Below are 24,735 nucleotides of genomic sequence, written 5' to 3'. Positions count from 1 at the left end.
ATAAAACGGAGAAATGGATTAAGCAATTTTATTCAACTAAATTTCATCAAAAATGAGGGATAAGTTTTGTCAAAAATAAATAAAAAATCAGTTACAGCAATTTTAATTATCTCCCTATGTGCTTTTTTTATGGTTTCACCTCAAATTTATAAACATGCACTCATTGTTTCAAATGACTGGGTATTTCATATGAACCGTTTCTATGACACGGCTATGCAATTAAAAAATGGCACGTTTAATTATTTCCAATCCATCTACGGTTTTAGCCAATCGGGAAGAGTCATCAATGCCCTTTATGGAACCGACTTTGCCTATTTACATGGACTGTTACTTTTAATTTTTAAAACTTGGTTCAGATTCCAACTTGTATCTACTTTTCTGTGTTACTTCACTGCCGGTACATCGATGTATTTCCTTGGACGGTACTGCCATTTAGAGCAAAAAATCGCTACTGGGATGGCTATTTTATACATGGGTACACCTACCATTTTTTACTATACTCTTGCCCAAAATTTTTCTGGTTGGGGTGCTGCCTTTTTACCTCTTATTTTTATTCCAGCTGTTAGAATGATAAGAAATCGGGAAAACCCAATCCAACCTGTGGTGCTAGGAGGAACCATTTCATTATTGCTATCTGTCCATATGTTTTCAACCTTACTAGCCGTAGCCGCTTTGATTCCCTTTTTCCTTGTGGGTTTTCTTCACTCGAACAAAAAACTAGTAATAATCAAACAGGCTCTGCTAGCAGTGGTGATCGCTATCGGTCTTTCTTTCAATACGTTTACTGCTTTTCTGGATTTGTCCAATGATACCTTGATTCCACCATACGCAGTAACTGATCTATTATCGAATAGTACTTCACTTTCGTTTGGTTCAATTGGCTGGACAAACTTTGGACTAATCCTTTCTATGATATTTGTTTTTCAACTTGTGTTTACTATCGTCCACTTTAATAAACTCAATGTGTTGGAAAAAACAATCAACTTAGTCGGAGCATTCTTTTTACTTGTCTCTTCTAAATACATTCCTTGGAATGATATCGGCAATTATTTTACATTTGTTCGCAAAATGCAATTTCCACAAAGACTGGGTTGCATCGCATGTATCTTATTAATACTAGGGTTCGGTTTTACCATTCAAAAAGCCTTTGTAACTTTAGAGAAACAATCGGTTTTAAAAATCAGTGTGCCACTATTACTGACTTTTTCATTGTTAAATTTAACAGGTGGCTATGCTTTAATTTCGGATACAGCAGCTATCTGGAATAGTGATGCCCCACTTTCTAAAGACACCAGTGCTGCTGAAACCTTAGAAAGTAATGCAAGTAATATTCGTCACCTATTTGGAGGCAATGTTGATCTATCTGCTGCTTTACAAATACACAGAAAACCGATGGCTGACTATTTACCTGCTAGTGGTGGACAATTGGAAGATCCTTACAAAGCATATAAAGAGGACGTTTTACACAATTCTATCCCTCTTAAAAGATCAATTGACAAACAAGGGAATATACATCTAACTTTCACTGCTAAAGATACAAATAAAATAACTTTACCAGTAATCATTTACCACAATAGTTCCCTCATAATCAATGGAAAATCTAGAAGTGAAGCACAATATTCACTGACTTCAATAGGCGCTCTAAGAATTTCTCCAAAGATTGGTACAAATGAAATTATTGTAGGATATAAACCAAGTAAACTATTCAGATCAGCTATTTATATCCGAATATTAACAGTGGGTATCATCATTGCTTACTATATGAGCAAACGATGCAAATTTTTCAGTAAAAACAAACGCACGCAATAACCGATGAGCAAAAGATTTTTTCTAAACAGCCAGATAGAAAAATGAGACAATGAGCGAAGCAAGCAACTTTGAATAAATAAGAGGTTGTAAAAATAACGACTATCTTATTCATTAGGATAACTTGAAAAAATAGCTTTTCGTCAATAATGACTGATAAGTTTTGTATTAAAAAATCTGGGACAGAATGAACCGTATTCTGCCTCAGATTTTTTTATTATTGTTTAAAGTAAGGTTGTGAAAAGAGCGTAAATCAGAGGTTTTGCAAGCATCGGGAGCTTCGATGACAATGAGAAAAGATTTTTTGAAATAGCTTCTCCTATTTTAGAAAATCATCGCTTATTGCTGAGAAGTTGCTTCTTGTAGACCATTACTCATTTTAAACTAAAAAATAAGATTTATATCTCAGATTCATAAATAACGGAGACGCAAAGTACCCTTCGTCTCCTAATTTCTTCACTCTAAAACTCAAAACAATAGGAAATATAAAAAAGCACTTGCAGCTTAAAGCCACAAGCGCTTTTTTATGAGCCGTATTATTTAACAGCGTCTTTTAATGCTTTACCTGGTTTGAATGCAGGTACTTTGCTAGCTGGGATTTCGATTTCTTCACCAGTTTGTGGATTACGTCCTTTACGTGCAGCACGTTCGCGAACTTCAAAGTTACCAAAACCGATTAATTGAACTTTTTCGCCGTTAGCTAAAGCATCTTGAATAGTTGAAAATACAGCATCGACTGCTGCAGTTGCATCTTTTTTAGTTAAGTCAGTAGCTGAAGCAACTTTTTCGATTAATTCTGCTTTGTTTGCCATGGATAGATTCACCTCCTCCACAAGAGATATGATGTAAAACATCAGTTTAGTTAAAAACATTCTGAGTGGTCCAGAAGTTTAAAAGAAATATTGATCTAGTTCAATATTCTGTTATCACGATATCATATAAACCGCTTAATAGCAAGGTTTTTACCATTTTTCACGTGCTTTTTTTAGTCATAAAAACGTAATAAACAAAACCACCTATTTTTTTTGAAAAAAATCTGCCGATGTGGTAAAATGCCTATTTTCGTCTTCTTGGAATGATTCGGATCGAAGTTCCTTCGAAAGTAAATGCTTTACGAATTTGATTTTCTAAGAAACGTTCATAAGAAAAATGCATCAACTCTTCTTCGTTAACAAAAACGACGAAGGTTGGTGGTTTTACAGCCACTTGCGTAGCATAGAAAATCTTCAAACGCTTCCCTTTATCTGTTGGAGTCGGGTTGATCGCTACTGCATCCATGATGATATCATTCAAGACAGCAGACGGCACACGCAAGTTTTGATTCATGCTTACTTCTTCGATCATTTCAGGTAAACGTTCTAAACGTTGTTTTGTGACTGCTGATACGAAGACGATTGGCGCGTAATCTAAATAACGAAATTCTTCACGAATTTCTTGCTCAAAATCACGCATCGTATTGGTTTCTTTTTTGACAAGATCCCACTTGTTTACCACGATGATCACACCACGTCCTGCTTCATGTGCGTATCCAGCTACCCGTTTGTCTTGCTCACGGATTCCTTCTTCAGCATTCAAAACCATCAAAACGATGTCGGAACGGTCAATGGCACGCATCGCACGCATCACACTGTATTTTTCGGTATTTTCATATACTTTTCCACGCTTACGCATTCCTGCAGTATCGATCATTAAAAATTTCTGACCGTTATCAGATACAAAGTGAGTATCGATAGCATCTCTAGTCGTTCCTTCTATATCCGAAACGATCACTCGTTCTTCTCCTAGAATCGCATTAATCAATGAAGATTTCCCAACATTTGGGCGGCCGATCAAACTAAATTTGATCGTATCATCCTCTTCTTCTTCCCCATCATTTGAAAAGTGTTTAATTGCTTCATCTAATACGTCGCCGATCCCTAAACCGTGACTCCCTGACACTGGATATGGATCACCCAATCCTAATGAATAAAATTCGTAAATATCGTTTCGCATTTCGGGATTATCCACTTTGTTAACTGCTAAAATCACAGGTTTATTACTGCGGTATAAAATTTTTGCTACTACTTCATCTGCATCGGTGACTCCTTCACGTCCGCTGACAACACAGATGATGACATCTGCTTCTTCAATCGCGATTTCTGCTTGATGCTTGATTTGATCCATGAATGGTTCGTCACCTAAATCAATCCCACCTGTATCGATCACACTGAATTCTCGACCTAACCATTCGCCTTTAGCATAAATACGATCGCGAGTTACTCCTGGAGTATCTTCGACAATCGAGATACGCTCGCCAGCGATGCGGTTAAAAATCGTAGACTTACCGACGTTCGGGCGGCCAACGATTGCAATTGTTGGATTTGCCATATTTTTTCCTCCTCACAAGTTTCCAATCTTACTTAGTGTAACGAAAGCTTTGCGAACTTTCAAGCATTGTTCGCTAAAATTACGCAAGTATTTATTCATTGGACAACTTTTTTTCATAAAACATCAAAGTGAATATTGAACCCTAGGAAACCATCTTTTATTCTTGTTTCTTTGGTTAAAGAACTACATTGTTCGAATAACCCTAAAAACCATATTCAGAACCGCTAGATGAGCGTTAGCCTAAATATTCACACACTACTGAACTTAAAATCGATCAGTGACATTTGATTATAGCATAATTTGTTTCTCTCGTTTTCATTTTCTACTCTTTTTATTGTTTCATGATATGTGAAAGCTCTTTTCTTCACTCTCATTCTTTCCACGATCTTCATATTCTCAAACTCTCAGTTTATCTAGCGCAATATCCTAATTCCTTATTCTAGCCTGTATTTTCTTATGGTCACTTCATTAGTCCCACTGTGCCTACAATATAGCCTGATGCCCAAAAATGTTGATTTTCAAACTCAAATTAACATTTCCATGCTTATTAGAAATTATTAACGCCCTTTTTCTTTTAAATAGCTTGTAAAACTGGACATGCATATTTCATTAATCTACAGTCGGAAAGGTTGTGCCATATCTAGCTATGAGAAATAAGCCAAAGAATCCAAAAATAGTTCCTCCTATTTTTGGTATTCTTCGGCAATTTTTTGTCAAAGCAACTTCTTGAACCATGTGGATAAGGTCATGAAAGAAGCGATCAGCTCCAAATTTTTTTGAACGAATGTGATAAACATCAAGAAAAGAATTTGACGTTAAATGCTCCCTCCAGGAAGTAATGAGATTGGCAAAATGTAATCCTTGCTTGTCTTTTCATTCTTCATTTTTTTCAGAAGAACATCAACAATTAGACTTGCGATTTCATCAATTGGTTGTCTGATTGTGGTCAATTGTGGGAAAAATTTCTCAACAAAAGATGTTCCATCATAGCCAATAATTTTTAGATCTTCTGGGATATTAAGTTTAAGCTGATGAGCAATTTTCATAGTAAGAATGGCTGTTAGATCATCAGAAACAAAAATACCATCTGGTTTGTGACTTAGGATCGTCGACTTGATTTCCATTTCTCGACGAATCGTAGAGAGATTATTAGGAATTTTGAAAACTTTGCCATTTGGATTTTGAAAAGAAAAACCAAGCGCACGTAACCCTGTTGGAGAATCCGTATTGTCATTTCCTGTAATCATAATACTATTTTGACAACCATTTTTTTGTAACGTTTTAGCAGCCAGTTTTCCACCTTCAAAGTTGTCTGAAGAAACAATGGAAACATTGGGAGCTAAGTTTCTATCAAAAGCGACAATAGGTGCTCCCACACGCTCATAATCAGCAATTCCAAGATTATGACTAGATGAGATAATCCCATCAACTTGATTCGCTTCAAGCATTTCAATATATTCCCGCTCTTTAGCAGGATCGTTCTGACTATTGCAAATAATTGTTTTATAGCCATGTTTGAATAATTCGATTTCCAGATACTCAATCAGTTCAGAGTAAAAGATATTACTGATATTAGGAAAAATAAGCCCAATAAGTTGGGGTGACTTTCCTTGAAGTCCACGTGCTAGATTATTAGGTTTGTAACCAAGAGTTTTCATAGCTTCATGAACTTTTTGTTTTGTTTTTTCCGATAGATATCCCTTATTGTTAATGACACGTGAAACGGTAGTTGGGCTAACTCCAGCTAGTTCAGCGACATCAGATAATTTTGCTACCATATTAATATTTTAATTCAAAGTATTTTCCAGTCGGTTCACCTGATTTAAGTTGAATACCATTTTGGTGTTTCTCAGGGAATACGCGACTAGTAAATACTTTTTCTCCTTTATTAATAAAAATCTCAATGATTGAATTATCTACAAAAATGTTAGCAATTGTTTCTTTAGTATCAATTGAGCATTCACGAATCGTACCAAAGTCAGTGGCATATTGAATGCCTGCTTTGCTGCGATCTAAAATAATTTTTCCTTCTTTGGTATCTACAATCAAGCTAAGTCCATTTCCTTTACTATCAGAGAAAAGAAGTAACTCCGATTTCTGATTTGGAGGAAACGTTAGTTCAAGCTCATAAGTATTATTTGTTTCTGCTTTTGCTGTAAATTGTTCAGAACTAGCACGTAATGATGTAATAGCTTCTACTGGATATTGGTAAAGTTTACCATCTTTTATTGAAAGTTCTTTTACAAGACTCATTGCTCCCTGATAATCATACTTATCAGTTGGATAATCGATATCAGGTAGTCCAATCCAACTGACAATCAGAGCACGACCATCAGGAGTATTGAATCCTTGAGTCGCATACGCTTCAAATCCATAATCAAGATTTTGAATTTCTGAAGCACCCACAAGTTTTACTTTTTCTATGTCAAGCGATTGACAGATCTTAAAAGTATTCGGATAGATATTCCCATAATTTAGCTCAGATTTATCCAACCCTTGAGGACAATAAATAAGAACAGGTCTTTTGTCTACAAATACCAGATTTGGACACTCAATCATGTATTCTGAACCAGTGCCGCCAAAATCAAGGTTGCCAACTTCTTCCCATGTTTCCACGTTATTGTCAGTCGCTTTGTAAAGTTTGATAAAGCCTGATTTTTCTAAATTTTGTGCTCCAACAATCGCATACAATTGTCCTTCATAATTAAACATTTGTGGATCACGAAAATGATCAGTTACATCAGCAGGTGGATGAATAAGAACATTCTCACCTTTCGTAATGTTGTAGTCTTTATCCATCCATGCTCCGATTTGAAGTGTATCACGTTCCCAATTTTCATTTCGAACGTTTCCTGTATAGAGTAAGAATAGATTCCCCTCTATTTCATATGCAGAACCGGAATAAGCGCCGTGGCTATCTCGTTTTGTGTCTGGAAGAAGTTCTGCTCCTGTTACATGAAAATGAACTAAGTCATCTGATTCAGTGTGTACCCATTCTTTCAAACCATGAGCAGCTCCAAATGGCCAATTTTGATAAAAAAGCGTATATTTTCCGTTAAAAAAAGAAAAACCATTAGGATCGTTTAACAATCCTGTTTTAGGTTCGATATGATAGCTAGCACGCCAAGGTGATCGTTTTACATTATCCTTAATTTTATCCATCTCATCTTTAGTCCAATCAGAATAAGCACGATATCGTATTTCTCGAGGTAAGTTCATATTTTACTCCTTCAATTTATCTTTTTACAACTAGTATGGTAAACGTTTTCCGTTGAAAAATCAATCATTTCATTTAAAAAAATAAATTATATGACAAACGTTTGACATATTTTTAAGATATGCTAAAATAAATTTGCATTTCAGTGAACCGTTTTCACGTAAAAATAAAAAAGGAGTGATTCGAATGAATTACAGTAAAGTAGCTTCCGACGTCATACAAGCGGTCGGAAAAGATAACCTTATTGCAGCTGCACACTGCGCTACACGTCTTCGTCTCGTACTAAAAGATGACACGAAAGTGAATCAAAAAGCTTTAGACGAAAATCCAGATGTGAAAGGCACATTTAAAATTGATGGGCAATATCAAGTGATTATCGGTGCAGGTGATGTTAATTTCGTTTATGACGAACTTATCAAAAAAACTGGACTTTCAGAAATTTCAACAGATGATTTAAAACAAATTGCTAGTAAAGATAAAAAATTCAACCCCATTATGGCATTAATTAAATTATTATCAGATATTTTTGTTCCAATTATACCTGCCCTTGTTGCAGGTGGTTTATTAATGGCATTACAAAACTTTTTAACAGCTGCTGGACTTTTTGGACCAAAATCAATTGAAGAAATGTATCCTGCGATTGAAGGTATTTCCTCAATGATCCAACTGATGTCCGCTGCACCATTTATGTTTTTGCCTATTCTAGTTGGTATTTCCGCTGCTAAACGTTTTGGAGCCAACCAGTTCCTTGGTGCTGCAATTGGAATGATTATGACAACACCACAACTTGGTGGTTCTATGGAATATTGGAATATTTTTGGTTATCATGTCTCACAAACTAACTATGCTTATCAAGTCATTCCTGTGTTAGCAGCTGTTTGGCTATTATCAATACTGGAAAAGTTTTTTCACAAAAAACTTCCATCATCCGTTGACTTTACATTTACCCCCTTATTATCTGTAATCATTACCGGCTTTCTAACCTTCACAGTCATCGGCCCTGTCATGTTATTACTTTCTAACGGGATTACAGATGCGATCGTTTGGCTATATAATGCAACCGGATTTATTGGAATGGGTATTTTTGGTGGAACTTACTCGTTAATCGTTATGACAGGTCTTCATCAATCATTTCCTGCAATTGAAACGCAGTTACTTTCAGCATGGACTAATGGTATTGGACATGGAGACTTTATATTTGTAGTTGCTTCTATGGCGAACGTTGCCCAAGGTGCTGCAACATTTGCTATCTGGTTCTTGACTAAAAATGCTAAAACAAAAAGTCTTGCTTCCTCTGCAGGGGTATCAGCTCTTCTTGGAATTACTGAACCAGCTCTGTTTGGTGTCAATTTAAAATATCGTTTCCCATTTTTCTGTGCTTTAATTGGTTCCGGAGTTGCCGCTGCAGTAGCAGGTCTACTGAAAGTAGTTGCTGTATCACTTGGTTCAGCAGGTTTTCTTGGATTTCTTTCAATTAATGCAACCTCTATCCCATTTTATTTACTATGTGAATTAATTAGCTTTGCGATTGCTTTTGCAATTACTTACTTTTATGGAAAAACAAAAGCTTCAGGCATCTTTGCAGCAGAAGCTCTTACGGATCAAACAGTAATGAATCATTCAGAAAACACCCAACAATCCACAGTTACTTCTGGAGAACCTACTAAAACAAATCATTCTTCAGAAACAATCGTTAGTCCCCTTGCTGGTGAAGTGATTGGACTTGATTCAGTAAATGATCCAGTATTTTCTTCAGAGACTATGGGAAAAGGTATTGCGATTAAACCAACTGGGGACACTGTTTATTCTCCAGTAGATGGTACTATTCAAGTTACATTTGAGACTGGACATGCTTACGGTCTTAAATCGAATGACGGCGCTGAAATACTGATTCATATTGGTATTGACACCGTATCGATGGGCGGTAAAGGATTTATACAAAAAGTTACTGCTAATCAAAAAGTAAAAAAAGGAGATATCCTTGGAACGTTTGATCGTACGCTAATTAAAGAAGCAGGACTTGATGATACAACAATGGTTATTGTGACAAATACCGCAGATTATTCAAAAGTGACACCACTTATTAAAGGAACAGTTACCGCTACTACTGAGTTACTTGAAGTTGAATAATGTAATAGTCAATAGTACTGATTATTCTTTCTAACCAAAACATCAATAAACGGATAATTTAAAGGGCAATGCGCGATCTGATGTATGTATTAACTGGAATAATAGCGATTTTTCAAAAGAAAATAACAAATAAACGAGTGAAATTCTTTAAAAATCTGAACAATAAATTGGTTAAATGCATAACTGCCCATGAAATCATCTTTAACTATAAGGAGAAATGTTTTATGCTATACGGTGCAATTGAAGCAGGAGGAACAAAATTTGTCTGTGCAGTTGGTAATGCACAATTAGAGGTTATTGAGAGAGTGAGTTTTGAAACTTTGAATCCAGGAGAAACAATGCCACAAGTTGTTTCTTTTTTCAAAAAATATGAAACAGAATTGTCCAGCATTGCTGTTGGTTCTTTCGGACCTATTGATATCCATCCTGAATCGAAAACATATGGATATATAACCTCAACACCTAAAATACCGTGGAGAAATTTTGATTTTATTGGTTATCTAAAAAGAAATTTTGAGAAAATTCCTTTTTATTGGACAACTGATGTCAATGCTGCAGCTTATGGAGAATATATAGCTGGACATGGTCAAGACCATTCATTAGTTGTTTATTATACAGTTGGCACAGGTATAGGTGGTGGTGCACTGCAAAATGGAAGATTTATCGAGGGATTCAGTCATCCGGAAATGGGACATATGATTGTACGTAATCACCCTGACGATCACTTTAAGGGTAACTGCCCTTATCATCAAAATTGTTTAGAAGGTATGGCAGCAGGACCTGCTATCGAAAAGAGAATAGGAATTAAAGGCCAAGATTTAAAGGAAGATCATCCTTTTTGGGACATGGAAGCTTTTTACATTGCCCAATGCATTCATAATACTACAATGATGTTTTCACCGGATATTATCATTCTAGGTGGCGGTGTAATGAAACAAGTACACTTACAAGAGAAAATTCATCGTGAATTTTCAAAACTTAATCAGAATTATGTTGCTCATCCGAAAATAGAAGAATATATTGTTTTTCCAAAATTAGGAGATCAAGCTGGAATTATCGGTTGTTTAGGGCTAGCCCAAAAAATAGCTTCTAATTAAACAATGATAGAGTTTTGATAGTAGTTTGACAGAAATCTCCAGCTCTGATAAATAGTTTAAGCAAATCATCTATCTAATATCTCCAATTGTGAATACAATATGGCATTTGCACAGCCATTGGGTATGGTCTAAACGATGTACTTTATTAGGTATTCCTTAGCCCTTCTCACAGCAGTTGGTTTTATCTTTCACTCAATTTGTGAGTTTAACTAGTTCTAATGATAATAACAGAAAAAGATCAATCAATGTTGTAAACATTGATTGATCTTTTTGTCTCATTTCAGTCTTTTTAAAATGAACACTCAAAATTTTATTTTTCTGAATCATCAGTAGTCGTTTCTTCGACTTCTTCTTTCAAAGCATCACCTAAAAGATCACCCATTGTGAAACCAGTATTTTCTTCTGGTAATTCATAGGTTTCAACATCTTTTGGTTCTACTTCCGATGCTGGTTTTTCTTCTAAAGCCTTGATACTAAGGGCAATACGATGTTCTTCAGGATGTACTTCTAAAACTTTTACTTGCACTTCATCCCCTTCATGAAGTACTTCATGAGGTGTAGCGATGTGCTTGTGAGAGATTTGAGAAATATGAACCAGACCTTCTACCCCTGGGAATACTTCTACAAATGCACCAAAGCTTGTCAAACGTTTCACTTTTCCATCTAAAACTGAACCAACAGTGGCTTTTTCTTCAATATCAGTCCAAGGCCCAGGCAACGTGTCTTTAATTGAAAGAGAAACACGTTCTTGTTCAGGATTAATCGAAAGAACTTTTACTTTTACTTCATCCCCAACTGCTAAAGCATCACTAGGCTTCGCCACATGGCTATGTGAGATCTCAGAAACATGGACCAATCCATCAATTCCACCTAAATCAACGAAAGCACCAAAATCAGTAATACGAGCTACTCGTCCGTCGATAACGTCTCCCTCGTGAATATTGGCTAGAATTTCTTTTTTCTTTTCTTCTTTTTCCGTTTCCACAACTGCTTTGTGTGAAAGAATTAAACGGTTTTCTGAAGGTTCGATCTCAACGATCTTGAACGCCAATGTTTGACCTTTGTATTCTGAAAAATCAGCAACAAAATGATCTTCCACCATTGAAGCTGGTACAAAACCACGAACACCTACATCAACGACTAAGCCGCCTTTTACGACATTCGTCACAGGTGCTTCGATGATATTACCTGCTTGGAAATCTTTTTCGATATCTTCCCAAACTTTTTTGGCATCCAAACGGCGTTTTGAAAGCAAATAGCTACCGTTTTCTTTATCTTTTCCGATAGTACTGATAACTACAAGTTCTAGAGTATCCCCTACTTTTACTACCTCGTTGATATCTTCAACAGGTGAAGTAGACAATTCTTTAGCAGGAACGACGCCTTCAACTCCGGCACCTTCGATTCCTACCACAACTTGTTTATCTTCGATTACTAAAACTTCGCCGGATACAACGTCTCCAACGTTTACTTCTTGGACGCTATTCATTGCATCTTCCATTGATTGACTGTTTTCTGTTTGATTTTGTTCAAATTCTGTCATAACATTTGTCCTCCTAACCAACATTCTGCCGTAACAACGGTACTAATTTTAGTTTAATTGATTATTAAAAAAAAATAAAGCGATTTCGTTTGGTTTACCCTAAAAATCCTGAGTTTTTCCCTTTTTACAAAAGATAGCCTTTTTCTGTGACCACTTTTTTGATGGATTGGACAACTTCCGTAATCGATTTTCCAGTAGTGTCGATTCGAATGGCATCATCCGCTTGTCTTAAAGGGGATACTTTTCTTGTAGAATCATAATGATCTCTCTCTTGGATTTCCTTCGTAAGAGTTTCCAACTCTGTTGGTATCCCTTTTTCAATATTTTCTTTATAGCGTCTTTGTGCCCGTTCTGTTACACTTGCTACTAAAAATATTTTCACTTCTGCCTGAGGTAAAACAGAAGTACCAATATCTCGGCCGTCCATTACAACCCCACCATGTTCACCAATTTTACGTTGGATCGAAACCAGTGCTTCACGTACTTTTTGATGAGCAGAAACTTCAGAAACTGCCTTGGTCACATCTGGCTGACGAATTTCTGTAGTTACATCTTGGTCTGCCACCAAAACGTGTTGACCGTCTGTCTCTTGGATAAAAGAGATTGGATAGGCTTGGATCAGCTTTACGAGTTGCTCTTCATCTCCAAAAGGTACTTGATGTTTTATCGCTAGATACGTAATGGCACGATACATGGCGCCTGTATCGGTATAAATATAGTTGTATTCTTTTGCCAAAATTTTTGCAACAGTACTTTTACCTGACGAAGCAGGTCCATCTATTGCAATACTGATTTGTGTCATGCTATAACTCCCTTTTCAAAAAAAAAGCCGCAGATCGCGGCTAAGATTATTTAACTTTTAATTGTTGTCCAGGATAAATCATATAATTATTTGGATCTAAACCATTTAATGCAAATAATTGATCAATAGTGATCCCGGCACGTTCAGCTACTTGTTTAGGTCCGTCACCTGGTTGAACAGTCACTGTTGATCCATCTGCAGCAGCCGAAGAGGATGGTGTTGTCGCTTCTTCTACCGTGCTAGTTGGTTGTGTTTCTTGTTGGTAAGTAGACGTTGTCGAAGGCGTTGTTTCCTCTGGTACAGTAGTACTTTGTGGTGTACTTGCTACTACTGATTCTGTCTGAGTAGTGCTTTCAGGCTCCGTACTTGATTCTTTTGTTGATGATACTTCTGATGAGGTCGTACTTTCCACTACAGAAGACGTTGTTGTAGTTGATGATGCACTTGAAGCATTGGAAGACCCATTTCTAATCCAGAAGTAAGCTCCCGCTGGAATTGCAATACACAATACTAATAATACTAAGAAGAGAGACAAAAACAGCGTGTTGCCTTTCTTTTGTTGTCGTTGAGAACTTCTTGAAGAAACTTCGTCTTCAGTGTCATAAATCGGTTGTTCCCATGGCTCTTGTGTTTCATTATTTTCTGATGAATGATGTCTATCTTTTCTGCTCACCTTATTAACCTCCTAATTTCTATCGTGAATATTATACCATAGCCAGAACGCGATTGTCTTATAAATTTTCTATCCAATGTTTTTTTAAAATAAATTTAGTAAAATATCTTGCCACTGTTTTAGCTCTACAGATGGGCTGACTTCTCTATTTTCCTGACTCGTAAGGACCGCTCCATCAATATCACAACATTTTTCTGGTTTTTTTATCAGTTTCTCCCCAAAGTATTCAAGAATCAGCGCTCTTCGACAAGTCTTTGCATTGACATAATGAAGCATTTGTTGTAGTCGATATTCCTTTTCTTTTTCTTGACGTTTTAGCCGATTTAACCACTCTTGCGGATTACTCGTTTGTGCAATTATTTCTAACCATTTTTGTTGAATCTCATCGAATTGTTCTTGTTCATTGCTATGATATTGCAGATAAATTTCAAAACTTTGTCGTTGTTCTCTAGAAAGTTGATTAAAAAAATAATGAATGCGTTCGTCATTTTCTTTGTATAAAAGAATCGCTTCACTCGCCTGTTGGTCTCTTCCCGCACGCCCGATTTCTTGAACATAATTTTCTAAACTATCTGGTAAATCGTAATGGACAACATAACGGATATCTGGCTTATCGATGCCCATACCAAAAGCATTCGTCGCAATCAAAAATTGAAGTTTATTTTGACTAAATTGTTGTTGCAACTGTCGCCTTTGTGATGCTTCTAATCCACCATGATAATAGCCGATAGTAAAACGTGAGCGAAATAGCTGATACAAACGCTCTACCTCTTTCTTTGTCGCACAATAAATAATCATCGAGCCTTTTGCTTGTTTCATCAGGTCCTCTAGATCAGCTTCTTTTTGGGAAGTCTTTTTGACATATAAAGCAATATTTTGTCGATTAACCGAATGGATAATTCGAACTGGCACTTCTTGAAACAAGACAGTTTCAATATCATGTTGCACGGCTGTAGTAGCGGTTGCTGTCAAGGCAAGCGTTACTGGAGAGCCTAATTTCTGAGCAATTTCTCCTAGTTGTTGGTATTCCGGACGGAAATCTACCCCCCACTGAGAAACGCAATGCGCCTCATCGATCACATATAACCCAATTTTTTGTTTTTGTAATTGTTCTATCACATCTTTTTGCGTCAACATTTCTGGACTTAAAAATAAAAATTTATAATTGGACAAATGATTTAACACATAATATCGTTCCGTTCTAGATAGTAAACTATTGAAAGCAACAACTCGCTTTTCTCCTTGTTTCTGTAGTTGCATCACCTGATCCTCCATCAATGAAAGCAAAGGTGAAACAATGATAACTATTCCTTCACGCAGATAACCGGTCAGTTGGTAGCATAGGCTTTTTCCATTTCCTGTCGGTAACACTGCGAGGACATCTTGGTCATTCAATAAAGACTGGATGATTTCTTCTTGTCCTGAACGAAACGAAGTAAATCCAAAACGTTTTTGTAGTTCATCCTTCAGCGACATTCTTCAGTTCCCCTTTCAATACACCAATTTGATAAAAACGAAACTCTCCGTAATCTAGTGGTGCGACTTCATTTAATTCTCGATAACTCCATTCTTTGATGTTCGATAGTTGACTTAGTCGCTTAAATGTCTGCTTGGTGATCATTTTTTGATAAGGAAAATCAGTTAAATAAAGTTGCCATTCGATCAAATGATCGATTACTGTTCCTCTTTTTAAATGACGTATCTTCATTACTTCATCAATTGAGCATCCAGATAAAATCAATTTTCTCGTCGTTAACATACTTTGATTGAAGTTTTGCATAAGTAGTGGTGAAACCAATTGAAAAAGCAACGAATCTTTTTTTTCTTCGATTGTTTTTAGCAGCAGGTGTACTTGCTTTGCTTCATACAATTCACGTTGCACTTCATTGGTTATTTCTGTTAATTGATAAGTTAATAGACCAGGTGACTGGATACCTGAAAATTGATTGGCCAGAAAGTTAGCCGATTCAGATGCCATCGTTGAAAAGATTTCACTCAGTTCTTGGCTTAATTTTTTTGCTAGGGTTTGTCGTTCTAGTTGTGTGTCAGCTAACCATTTTTTTACTTGGATAGTATAATAGGGACTAGTTTCAATCGGTAAGTATTCCTTTTTATTATTTACCAGATGAGAGACAACTTGAACAGCAAACTTGATCAACCGCCAACAATTCTCAGCGGTTCTGCCATAACGATCATAATGGAGCCCTTCTAGATCAATTATTTCTTCTGCTAAAGTTTTTTCACCTAAATGAGTGATCATCACGCCATCTTCTAGCTGAATAAGGAACTTTTGGTCAACTAATTGGTCAATGATACGTGTAAATTCTTCTTGATTCATTTTAGGAAAACTACCATGTATAAATAATAAATGGTTTAAAAAACTATAAATCAATACCGAACTCGTTCGTTTTCCTGTGATAACTTGGTATAAGGAGCTGATCCTTAACTTGTTTCTTGTTGAAAATAAAGCTAAAATAAATGAAGTCATATTACTCCCCTTAAGAATAGGATGGTCAAAATGTCATTACTATGTAAATTAGTACCTGAGCGCTGTATCGCTTGTGGTCTTTGTCAAATCGAAGCCCCAGATATCTTTGATTATGATGAAGAAGGAATCGTTTTATTTGCGCAAGAACCAGAAGCTCATCAGCAATTTGTTTCTCAAACTGACGAGGAAGCCGTCAGAAAAGCTTATCAAAAATGTCCAGTAAGAGCTATTTTATTAGAGAAATCATGAAAACTAGTTAACCAAATGAATATAGTTCAATGTAAGTGTTTCTAACAATGATGATTTGAAAAGTAGGCAGTTGACCTGGAAATGGTGTCTGAACAAATTTCTTTCTATGTTCAAGTGAAAGTTTGAGTTGATTTATCTCTAGTCTATTTATATAAAGATTGTGACTTATGTAGCTCTTCGGTAAAGTTTCTGATAAATGGACTTCTGAACTGCGTTAGATAGAGTCATGAAAGAAGCGGGAAGCTACGATAACAATAAGCTTGAATTTTTTTTAACAGTTTCTCATGTTTAAAAAAATTCAAGCTTTTTTCAAAGAGCTGATGCACACTTTTTACTCATTTTTAAAGTGAGCTGTAAGATTTAGGTCTCGAACTCTATTCTCCTAACCAATTGATTAACGTATTAATAATCGCTGTTTGTTGGTCTTCGTTTGTAATCTTAGCTTTACCGTCTCCCTTTTGTTCCCCATAGCTGCCAAATCCGCCATGATTTCCTCCATTAATCGAAACATATTCTGTTTGCTCAGGTAAATATTCTTTAGCTGATTCATAGGCTTTTTGATTCAAGACTTTATCATTAGAAGCAGTCAGGCTTAATACAGGTAATGTCGTTTTCGCCAATGTACCTTTTTCATCAGGATAGCTTGCTAAGAAAAAGATTCCTTTTAAGTGTTTGTCAGAAGAATGCTGATTAGCATAACGACTCGCCATGACGCCCCCCAATGAGTGTCCACCAATCACATAATTTCGATTTGAAAAGTCTTCTTTGATCTTATCTGCCTTATTCCCACTAAGTATGGCTAAGTCAAGAGGCATCTTAGCGATTGCTACGGAGTACCCACTTTTTGCTAATTGTTCAGCCCAGACACTATAACTAGCTGGTTCAACCAAAGCACCTGGATAAAAAATAACCAGTGGTTTTTGACTTTTTTCTTTCGTCTCAAAAAATAAATAATCTTTTTTATCCTTTCCATTTTGGGCTATTTGACTTGCTTGACTAGATGGTTCATAGGTATTTTGTTGTAAATAGTAGTACCCAGCGCCTCCTGCTAGCCCCAAAAAAATAATTATACCAATTAATACTCGCTTAAATATCTTCACATCTCTCACCTATTCTCCTTTTATCGTACCTATTGATCGATTATAAATTCACACTAAATAAAATACGAATAAATTGCAACTCTTTTTTCTTGAAAAAGAATAAATTTGTTTAGCCAGTGGCACTAAATGCGATCTTTCTTAGACCTGACTCTTCCCCTCAACAAGACCCACTATAACAAAAAAAGGCTGATGAATGTACATTGACCTTCATCAGCCTTTAACAGTAAGAGAGCAGTTTCGTTCTCTATTGAACTAAAGTGTATTTAGTTGAGCATTTCAAATGATTATTTTCCACACAAACGGTAAACAGCTTCTGCATAGATTTCCATTGCTTTGTACATGCTGCTTAGTTCCCAACGTTCATTTGCCTGATGCATAAAATCAGGGGTATCTGGGAACATTGCACCAAATGCTACACATTGGTTCATCGTCCGCGCAAAAGTTGCACCGCCAGATACAAATGGTTCAGTCATATCACCAGTAATATCACGGTAAGTTCCTAAAAGATTTTTGATCAATTCACTGTCTAATGGAACATAAAGGGAATCTAAGAAGTCAAATTCTTCATAAGTCAAGTCATACTTTTTAGCAGTTTCTGTTAGTTTTTCTACGAGTTCATCTTTTTTGAAAGTTACTGGGATACGCATGTCGACCCCGATTTTAGTTTGTTCAGGAGTGATTTCCAGACTAGCAAAGTTCATTGTCAATTCGCCAGATTGTTCATCCACCGTTTTTCCTACCACGTTTTCACCAGTAGCATTTTCTTGAACTAATTGACCTAAGAAGTTGATTGGAGCAAAATCAAATACTTCAGAAAGAGCAATCGCTAAACGAGAGATTGCATTGACACCTTCTGCTGCATCTTTGGCATGGATACTTTTTCCAAGAACGACAATTGATTCTCCTTGATCTTCAAAGTCAAATCCATGTTTTTTCAATGCTTCTTTGACTTCAGCTAATTTTTCACCAGCATAAGGAGCTGCATCTGGAACGACATTCAGTGCGCCACCAGCTTTAACTGAAAATTCAGATGTTCCCGGTCCAGTTAGGTAAGCTTGTAGTAATCCTTTTTCAGCATAAATCAATGGAAACTCTGCATCTGGTGCGAATCCTTGCGTAATACCTTCTTCTTTTTCGTTGTATTTATCTAAACAACGCCACAAGTTTTCTTCATCGGTTCCAAAAATAAATCGGATACGTGTATTAAATTCAACACCTGCATCCATCAAAGCTTTGACAGCATACATTGCAGCGATGGAAGGTCCCTTGTCATCTTGTGATCCTCGTCCAATCAACCAACCATCTTTGACAGTTGGTTCAAATGGTTTAGAATCCCAATTGTTTTCATCGCCAGCTGGAACGACATCCATATGACACAAGATACCAAATAGCTCATCGCCAGATCCGACTTCCGCATAACCATAATATCCTTCTGGATCTTTAAATGTCTTAAATCCTAGATTTTCACTGATTTCTAACACTTTATCCAATGCTTCGATCACTTTTGTCCCAAAAGGATGCCCTTCACCAGTATCTGATTCGTCCAGAACTGAAGGGATTCGAATCAATTCATTTAAAGATTCTAATGCTTGTTCATGATGTTGTTTTGTTACAAATTGTTTCATGTTACTAGCCTCCTAATATAATAAAAAGGTTATGTCAAAACAACAGACACAACCTCTTTTTTCAAACAATAAATAGTTGAGCTTGGATCTTGTCCATTCACATCAAGTAGAAAACCATGTACACTCTAAGTCAACGGTTTTGTCTACTTTGTTATAACATTGCCGCTACACCTAAGATAACACAAATGGCTACAAATAGGATAGCAATCAATTTTCCTGTGAATTTCCACCAAACGGAAATATCAAAACGAGCGATCGCAACAGCCCCCATAACGATTGCTGATGTTGGTGTGATCAAGTTGACCAAACCAGATGCTGATTGATAAGCAGTGATAACTAAATCTTTACCAACGCCTGCAAATTCACCCATTGGTCCCATGATTCCCATAGTAGCTGCTGCTAGTCCAGAAGTTGATGGGATCAAGAATGACATAGGGATATAGAAGATAAACGTTAAGATCAAGAAGACACTAGATGACAATGAACTTAATCCTTGTTCACCCCAATGTAAGATCGTATCAGTGATTAAACCATTATTCATCACAACTTGGATACCACGTGCAACAGCTACCACGATCGCAACACCGATCAAATCTGAAGCTCCTGCTAAGAATTCAGAAATAAAGACTGATTCTTTCATTCCGTAAGTGATTGCCACTACAATAGCCATCACTAAGAACAACATGGTAATTTCTGGGAAATACCATTCTCCTAAAGGAAGCATGTTTTTACCTAAAACAGTTCCGACTACAGGTAACCCTGTTAACCAGTTAGTTAATGATTCAAAAATCGTAAAGTTTTTATTCAATGTTGTCCAAGGAATCAAACTAATGATCATAATACCAAAGGTAATGAAAAATAGGATATTTACATGTTTTTGTCTTTTAGTAATTGATTCTTGACGACCAATTGAATCGATATCAAAATGTTTGATGTCTTCTTCACGTTGTTTATATACAAGTGATTTCGTTGGGTCTTTTTCCACTTTAGATGCGTAACGGTAGACATAAGCAATTGAGATAGCCAATAGTACCACGAACATCAAGAAACGTAACCCGATTCCTTCACCCATTGAGATACCAACTGCTTGAGAAGCGACCCCAGTAGCAAATGGATTAACGGTTGAAGCTAAACAACCAACTTGTGATCCTACTAAAACGATAGCTACTGCAACAACTGTATCAAACCCAACAGCCATCATAACAGGAATCAATAAAGCATAGAACGGAATAGTTTCTTCCGCCATACCATAAGTTGAACCACCTAATGCAAATAAGATCATCAACACAGGGATCAACATTTTTTCTTTCCCTTTAAAGCGTTTTACAACGGAAGCAATCCCTGCATCCAAAGCCCCAGTTTTATTGATAATACCTAAGAAACCACCCACAACTAAAATAAAGAATGAAATTGGAATAGCAGCCGGTGTTTCTTTCGTTAATTCCCCAGCAGGTACACCTAGCATCCCATTAATCGGTGCCATAAAGATATCCCATAGCCCCTGAGGATTTTGCTCTACTCGTTCATATGATCCAGCAATGATGTTGCCTGCATCATTGACACTATAATGTCCAGCTGGTATGAACCAAGTTAGTACAGCGATAATCGCAATAATAATAAATAAGACCGTATACGCTGAAGGCATTTGAAATTGTTTCTTCTTTGTTTGTTCCATGTTCTTCTCCCTTTCTTGTAACATTAGAATCTTATAAGAGTGATTCCATCAGTTATTTTATCAAAAAGAATACGATAACCAAAACAATAACCTATTGATTTGGCAAATTTTATTCAAAAATCCTGCTTTCACTCCTTTCTCTATAAAATTTAAGGTAAAGCTTTTTCAATACAATTGTAGCGTTTTCCTCTTCCATTATAACAAAACTATTTATCATTCAAAAAGTGATTAATTTCACATTTTGAATCATAAAATACATTTTTATGCATAAACAAAAGAAATACTCAAACACCGTTTATAAAACGCTTACACAACGTGGGTTAATGAATTTTTTTTCATTAAAATTTCCGATATTTTTTTATTTCCTTGAATTCTTTTTAGAAAAAACAATGTTTATTTTCTCATCCCCTTTTTTCTAATAGTTGGACTACTTTTTCAGAAATACTAGTACTGACAAAAACGGCTCCTTAACTTTTTATATTGTAAAAGTTAAGGAGCCTTGACTGATTTTTTTAATGATAAAATAATTAAGAAAGTGGCATCAATTCATGCTTCCCTCTAAAAATGGATAAACGAGCATGAGCTGCTGTACTATTTATTTGTTGTTCGTCACTGTATGTCTTTGTGCCAACTGGTGTTGTTTCCGACTTAACCATGGCAATAATTTTGCGTGTAAAACCAAAAAGGCAGCACTGACGATAAATCCTTTAATGATATTAAATGGGACGATTCCGATCAGGACATAATTAGCTAACGGCATCCCTAACATTTGATTAGCATTTAAACCTAAAAACATAAGGTATAATGGGGTAATCACAAAATAGTTTGCGACACTCATGAAGATCGTCATTGCGATCGTACCAGAAATCACACCTAAAAACTTATTTTTCCCTACTTGAGTCTTCTTACGGAAGAAGTAGAAAATAGGTAAGGTAAAGATAGCTGTTGCTAAAAAGCTGGCTGTATCTCCTACCAAATTATCTGGTGAAAAGCCAGTAGTGATCAAGTGTAAGATCGATCGTAAGAAAGCTGTAACCAGTCCAGCAACTGGACCAAATAAAAACATACTGATCAGTACTGGGATATCACTAAAATCGATCTTTAAAAAACTAAAGGCTGGCATGATCGGAAATGCGATATATTGCAAAACCAATCCGATCGCAGCAAATAATGCCACAGCGACCATTTTTTGTACACGGGTGTTCTTCATTTGAAATCCTCCTGTTAGGACTCCTCTTCAGCGAACTTTTCGACGAACTTTTTGCAAATAAAAAAACTCTCCAATAACAGGGAGAGTTAGAGTTATTTGGCAAAAAACTACGTCAAATAAGCTCTATCTTCTTTATCCAGACTATACTGTCGGTATCGGAATTTCACCGATTCAGCTACTTAGGTAAAGTAGGTCGTGGACTATAACCACCGGTCGGGAATTTCACCCTGCCCCTGAAGACGAACCATTTATAATTTTGTTTACCTTTACATTATACATCGCTTGAGAAAAAATGCAATCATTTATTCTTATAATAAGTAAGTAATCATTTTGATTGATTCAATAAACTGCTGACTTCTTTTTTGTTCAACTCACGATAGTCGCCAGGGCGTAAGCCTTGAAGCGTCAAATCGCCGTATTTTTCTCGTTTTAATTTTTGAACAGGTAAGCCAACTGCTTGAAGCATATTTTTTACCTGATGATTTCGACCTTCATGGATAGTCAATTCAACGATACTATGATTTGTCTTAGGATCCACAGATAATATTTGGTAACGTGCTGGTGAAGTTCGTTTCCCTTCGATTTTTATCCCTTTCGTCAAGGGAGATAACATTGTTTTAGTAGCAATCCCTTTGACTTTCGCCACATATACTTTGTCTACTTCATGTTTCGGGTGGGTCAAACGTTGCGCAAAATCACCGTCATTAGTCAAGAGCAGTATACCCGAAGTATCATAATCTAATCGTCCTACTGGATAAATTCGTTCTTTCACCATTGGCAGCAAATCAGTTACGACTTTTCGCCCCTTGTCATCAGCAACAGCGGAAATCACGCCTTTTGGTTTATATAGTAAATAGTACCCGTATTCTTCTTGATAAATCGGCACTTCATCTACTTCGATCAAATCACGTTTACTAACTTTTACTCCGAGTTCTTTTACTACTTTGCCGTTGACTTTTACTCGTCCAGCCAAAATATATTCTTCCGCTTTACGTCTGGAAGTGATCCCTGCATGCGCAATTACTTTTTGTAGTCTTTCCATTATATCTGTTCTCCTTCATCCATTTCATCAAAGAATAAGTCGAGTGAAGACTCTTCGTTTAATGAATGCTCCATTGCTTGTATATCTGGTAAGTCTTTTAATGAGTTGAGACCAAAATAATCTAAAAAATAAGGAGTCGTCCCATACAAAATAGGTCGTCCAGGTCCTTCCACGCGTCCTTTTTCTTCAATCAACTGATGAGCAGCTAGCCGTTGAATGGCACCTGAGACTTGAACCCCACGAATTTGTTCGATTTCTACTCTGGTAATCGGTTGTTTATATGCAATGATCGCCAACGTTTCGACAGCTGCTTGTGAGAGAGTATTAGACGTCCCTTGGGCATAGCGTTTCAACAATGGCGCTAACTCTTTTTTGGTTGTTAAAACGACATGTGCCTCTGTTTCCAAAATATGCAAAGCACTAGCTGGATCATTTTCATATCTTGTTTTTAATTCCGTTAATAAAGCCACTGTCTCTTCTTTCGTAATAGTTAACAGATAGCTGATTTCTTCTAACCCGATTCCTTCCTCGCCAACAATAAATAAAATGGCTTCAAGTTCACTTAATTTTGTCATCTTTGGTATCTCCTACTGCTAGATAAAGCATAATTGTTTCATAATTTCCTTCTTGTTGCGCAACGATCTGACCATTTTTCATCATTTCTAATAAAGCCATAAATGTAGTGACTACTTCTGTTTTCGAAGGCGTTTCAAAAAAAGACTCAAAAGAGCATCCCTTATGATGTTGCTTAAGACGCTCTTCAATAAAGATGATACGTTCTTCAATTGTTGTATCATCAGGAGTAATCGTTTTTTCAACTTTCTCTGAGAATTTCTTTCGCTCTAAGATTTTTTCCATCGCATGAAACAAATCAATCTTTTTGACTTGTCCACGTTTCAATGGTTTCTCTTGTCCAATGAGATCGTCTACTGCAACTGGTTCTTTCGTATAATATAAGCTTCTCTCTTGGGCTTTTTCGGTTAACTGCTCTGCAGCATACTTATACTTTCGATATTCCAATAATTGATTGACTAATTCGTCACGCGGGTCCTCTTCCCAATACTCATCTTCAATGATTGCTTCTTGAACAGGTAACAAAGTTTTGCTTTTGATCGCCATCAACGTGGCAGCCATCACTAGATATTCTCCAGCAACAGCAAGTTCAAAAGTTTTCATCGTATGGATATAACTCATGTATTGCTCAGTGATCGTTGCAATCGGGATATCATAAATATCGATCTCCATTTGCTGGATCAAATGAAGGAGTAAATCTAAGGGTCCTTCAAATATATCTAATTTGATATTGATTTCTGTCACCATATTCACTCTTTCTTCTTGTTTCGATCGACCCATTTTGCGAGATATGGACGGGTAATCTCTGTTGGTCGTATGGAAAAGTCTGGGTATTTTTCTTGAAGTTCATCAAGCATTTGAAAGCCCATCTGATCTCCCCGATAAGATGGATTCAATGAAACATCGTGAATAATCAATTCCTGATTTTCACCCCAATAAACACCAATAATCCCTTGAATATTCGTTGAACCTTCTGGTGTGAAGAAAAAAAGTTCATATCCTTCTTCTGTTTCATAGGTATTGATTTCTTTGAGTAAATTCGATTTATCCGTTAGTTTCTTATGAAAACTTAACAGTCCCATAGCAATTTTACGATTTTCTTTTCGGTAATGTGTTAACATTTTTTCACCTTCCTATG

Annotated in this window: 21 protein-coding genes and 1 riboswitch; of the genes, 4 read left to right on the top strand and 17 right to left on the bottom strand. The window is 36.4% G+C overall.

All coding sequences use genetic code 11. The features are described 5' to 3' along the window. The first annotated feature begins 66 nt into the window (after window positions 1–66). Window positions 67–1,809 (top strand): hypothetical protein, encoded by a 1,743-nt coding sequence (locus tag IGJ23_RS05075; protein WP_207432441.1) that lies wholly within the window; start codon window positions 67–69, stop codon window positions 1,807–1,809. Between the two features lie 533 nt (window positions 1,810–2,342). On the opposite strand, the gene IGJ23_RS05070 is transcribed toward IGJ23_RS05075, so the two are convergent. The 4 genes from IGJ23_RS05070 to IGJ23_RS05055 form a co-directional block, all read right to left on the bottom strand. Further along, window positions 2,343–2,618 carry an HU family DNA-binding protein gene (locus tag IGJ23_RS05070; protein WP_002290178.1) on the bottom strand — a complete coding sequence of 92 codons (276 nt, stop codon included), beginning with the start codon at window positions 2,616–2,618 and terminating at the stop codon, window positions 2,343–2,345. 244 nt (window positions 2,619–2,862) lie between these two features. Continuing rightward, a complete protein-coding gene (der, locus tag IGJ23_RS05065) occupies window positions 2,863–4,173 on the bottom strand; it encodes a ribosome biogenesis GTPase Der (RefSeq protein ID WP_010719563.1) in 1,311 nt (436 codons plus the stop codon). A gap of 815 nt (window positions 4,174–4,988) precedes the next feature. Next, a complete protein-coding gene (locus IGJ23_RS05060; RefSeq protein WP_010737356.1) occupies window positions 4,989–5,951 on the bottom strand; it encodes a LacI family DNA-binding transcriptional regulator in 963 nt (320 codons plus the stop codon). Window position 5,952: 1 nt separating this feature from the next. Beyond that, window positions 5,953–7,392, bottom strand: coding sequence for a sucrose-6-phosphate hydrolase (locus IGJ23_RS05055; RefSeq protein WP_207432443.1), 1,440 nt, complete (start codon window positions 7,390–7,392; stop codon window positions 5,953–5,955). A 184-nt stretch (window positions 7,393–7,576) separates the two neighbouring features. Between IGJ23_RS05055 and IGJ23_RS05050 the strand changes: the two genes are divergently transcribed. Further along, entirely contained in the window at window positions 7,577–9,520 is a 1,944-nt protein-coding gene (locus IGJ23_RS05050; protein ID WP_207432445.1) for a sucrose-specific PTS transporter subunit IIBC, read from the top strand. A gap of 224 nt (window positions 9,521–9,744) precedes the next feature. Then, window positions 9,745–10,617 carry an ROK family protein gene (locus IGJ23_RS05045; RefSeq protein ID WP_063626910.1) on the top strand — a complete coding sequence of 291 codons (873 nt, stop codon included), beginning with the start codon at window positions 9,745–9,747 and terminating at the stop codon, window positions 10,615–10,617. 310 nt (window positions 10,618–10,927) lie between these two features. Here the strand turns inward: IGJ23_RS05045 and rpsA are convergent, their stop codons facing one another. From rpsA to IGJ23_RS05020, 5 genes are all read right to left on the bottom strand, one after another. Continuing rightward, window positions 10,928–12,160: a 30S ribosomal protein S1 gene (gene rpsA, locus IGJ23_RS05040; RefSeq protein WP_207432447.1), complete on the bottom strand. Its 1,233-nt coding sequence runs from the start codon at window positions 12,158–12,160 to the stop codon at window positions 10,928–10,930. Between the two features lie 124 nt (window positions 12,161–12,284). After that, window positions 12,285–12,962: a (d)CMP kinase gene (gene cmk / locus IGJ23_RS05035; protein ID WP_010719569.1), complete on the bottom strand. Its 678-nt coding sequence runs from the start codon at window positions 12,960–12,962 to the stop codon at window positions 12,285–12,287. A gap of 46 nt (window positions 12,963–13,008) precedes the next feature. Beyond that, window positions 13,009–13,635 (bottom strand): SAG1386/EF1546 family surface-associated protein, encoded by a 627-nt coding sequence (locus IGJ23_RS05030; protein ID WP_010719570.1) that lies wholly within the window; start codon window positions 13,633–13,635, stop codon window positions 13,009–13,011. An 84-nt stretch (window positions 13,636–13,719) separates the two neighbouring features. Further along, window positions 13,720–15,111 carry a RecQ family ATP-dependent DNA helicase gene (locus tag IGJ23_RS05025; RefSeq protein WP_053766446.1) on the bottom strand — a complete coding sequence of 464 codons (1,392 nt, stop codon included), beginning with the start codon at window positions 15,109–15,111 and terminating at the stop codon, window positions 13,720–13,722. After that, complete coding sequence (locus IGJ23_RS05020) at window positions 15,095–16,123, bottom strand: helix-turn-helix domain-containing protein (protein ID WP_438774671.1); 1,029 nt, start codon at window positions 16,121–16,123, stop codon at window positions 15,095–15,097. Before IGJ23_RS05020 ends, IGJ23_RS05025 begins: the two co-directional genes overlap by 17 nt. Before the next feature lie 30 nt (window positions 16,124–16,153). Between IGJ23_RS05020 and IGJ23_RS05015 the strand changes: the two genes are divergently transcribed. After that, window positions 16,154–16,372 (top strand): ferredoxin, encoded by a 219-nt coding sequence (locus IGJ23_RS05015; RefSeq protein WP_010719573.1) that lies wholly within the window; start codon window positions 16,154–16,156, stop codon window positions 16,370–16,372. Between the two features lie 374 nt (window positions 16,373–16,746). Here the strand turns inward: IGJ23_RS05015 and IGJ23_RS05010 are convergent, their stop codons facing one another. From IGJ23_RS05010 to IGJ23_RS04975, 8 genes are all read right to left on the bottom strand, one after another. Next, complete coding sequence (locus IGJ23_RS05010) at window positions 16,747–17,472, bottom strand: alpha/beta hydrolase (protein WP_053766480.1); 726 nt, start codon at window positions 17,470–17,472, stop codon at window positions 16,747–16,749. 284 nt (window positions 17,473–17,756) lie between these two features. Next, the gene (locus tag IGJ23_RS05005) at window positions 17,757–19,097 is read right to left on the bottom strand and encodes a M20 family metallopeptidase (protein ID WP_034867515.1); all 1,341 of its coding nucleotides are present in this window, start codon (window positions 19,095–19,097) and stop codon (window positions 17,757–17,759) included. 151 nt (window positions 19,098–19,248) lie between these two features. Continuing rightward, window positions 19,249–20,772 (bottom strand): YfcC family protein, encoded by a 1,524-nt coding sequence (locus IGJ23_RS05000; RefSeq protein ID WP_010719576.1) that lies wholly within the window; start codon window positions 20,770–20,772, stop codon window positions 19,249–19,251. Between the two features lie 595 nt (window positions 20,773–21,367). Continuing rightward, window positions 21,368–21,982, bottom strand: coding sequence for an ECF transporter S component (locus IGJ23_RS04995; protein WP_010737347.1), 615 nt, complete (start codon window positions 21,980–21,982; stop codon window positions 21,368–21,370). A gap of 121 nt (window positions 21,983–22,103) precedes the next feature. After that, window positions 22,104–22,227, bottom strand: a riboswitch (FMN riboswitch). A gap of 80 nt (window positions 22,228–22,307) precedes the next feature. Next, window positions 22,308–23,024 carry a pseudouridine synthase gene (locus tag IGJ23_RS04990; protein ID WP_010719578.1) on the bottom strand — a complete coding sequence of 239 codons (717 nt, stop codon included), beginning with the start codon at window positions 23,022–23,024 and terminating at the stop codon, window positions 22,308–22,310. Then, window positions 23,024–23,599 carry an SMC-Scp complex subunit ScpB gene (gene scpB / locus IGJ23_RS04985; RefSeq protein ID WP_010719579.1) on the bottom strand — a complete coding sequence of 192 codons (576 nt, stop codon included), beginning with the start codon at window positions 23,597–23,599 and terminating at the stop codon, window positions 23,024–23,026. Before scpB ends, IGJ23_RS04990 begins: the two co-directional genes overlap by 1 nt. After that, entirely contained in the window at window positions 23,583–24,350 is a 768-nt protein-coding gene (locus IGJ23_RS04980) for a segregation/condensation protein A (RefSeq protein ID WP_438774670.1), read from the bottom strand. Before IGJ23_RS04980 ends, scpB begins: the two co-directional genes overlap by 17 nt. Beyond that, the gene (locus IGJ23_RS04975; protein ID WP_010719581.1) at window positions 24,347–24,718 is read right to left on the bottom strand and encodes a hypothetical protein; all 372 of its coding nucleotides are present in this window, start codon (window positions 24,716–24,718) and stop codon (window positions 24,347–24,349) included. Before IGJ23_RS04975 ends, IGJ23_RS04980 begins: the two co-directional genes overlap by 4 nt. Window positions 24,719–24,735 lie beyond the last annotated feature (17 nt).

The sequence above is a fragment of the Enterococcus sp. DIV1682a genome (assembly GCF_051711005.1).
Taxonomy (GTDB): domain Bacteria; phylum Bacillota; class Bacilli; order Lactobacillales; family Enterococcaceae; genus Enterococcus_B; species Enterococcus_B hirae.
Note: the sequence above shows the minus strand (reverse complement) of the source record. Positions and strands in the feature narration are given on the sequence as shown.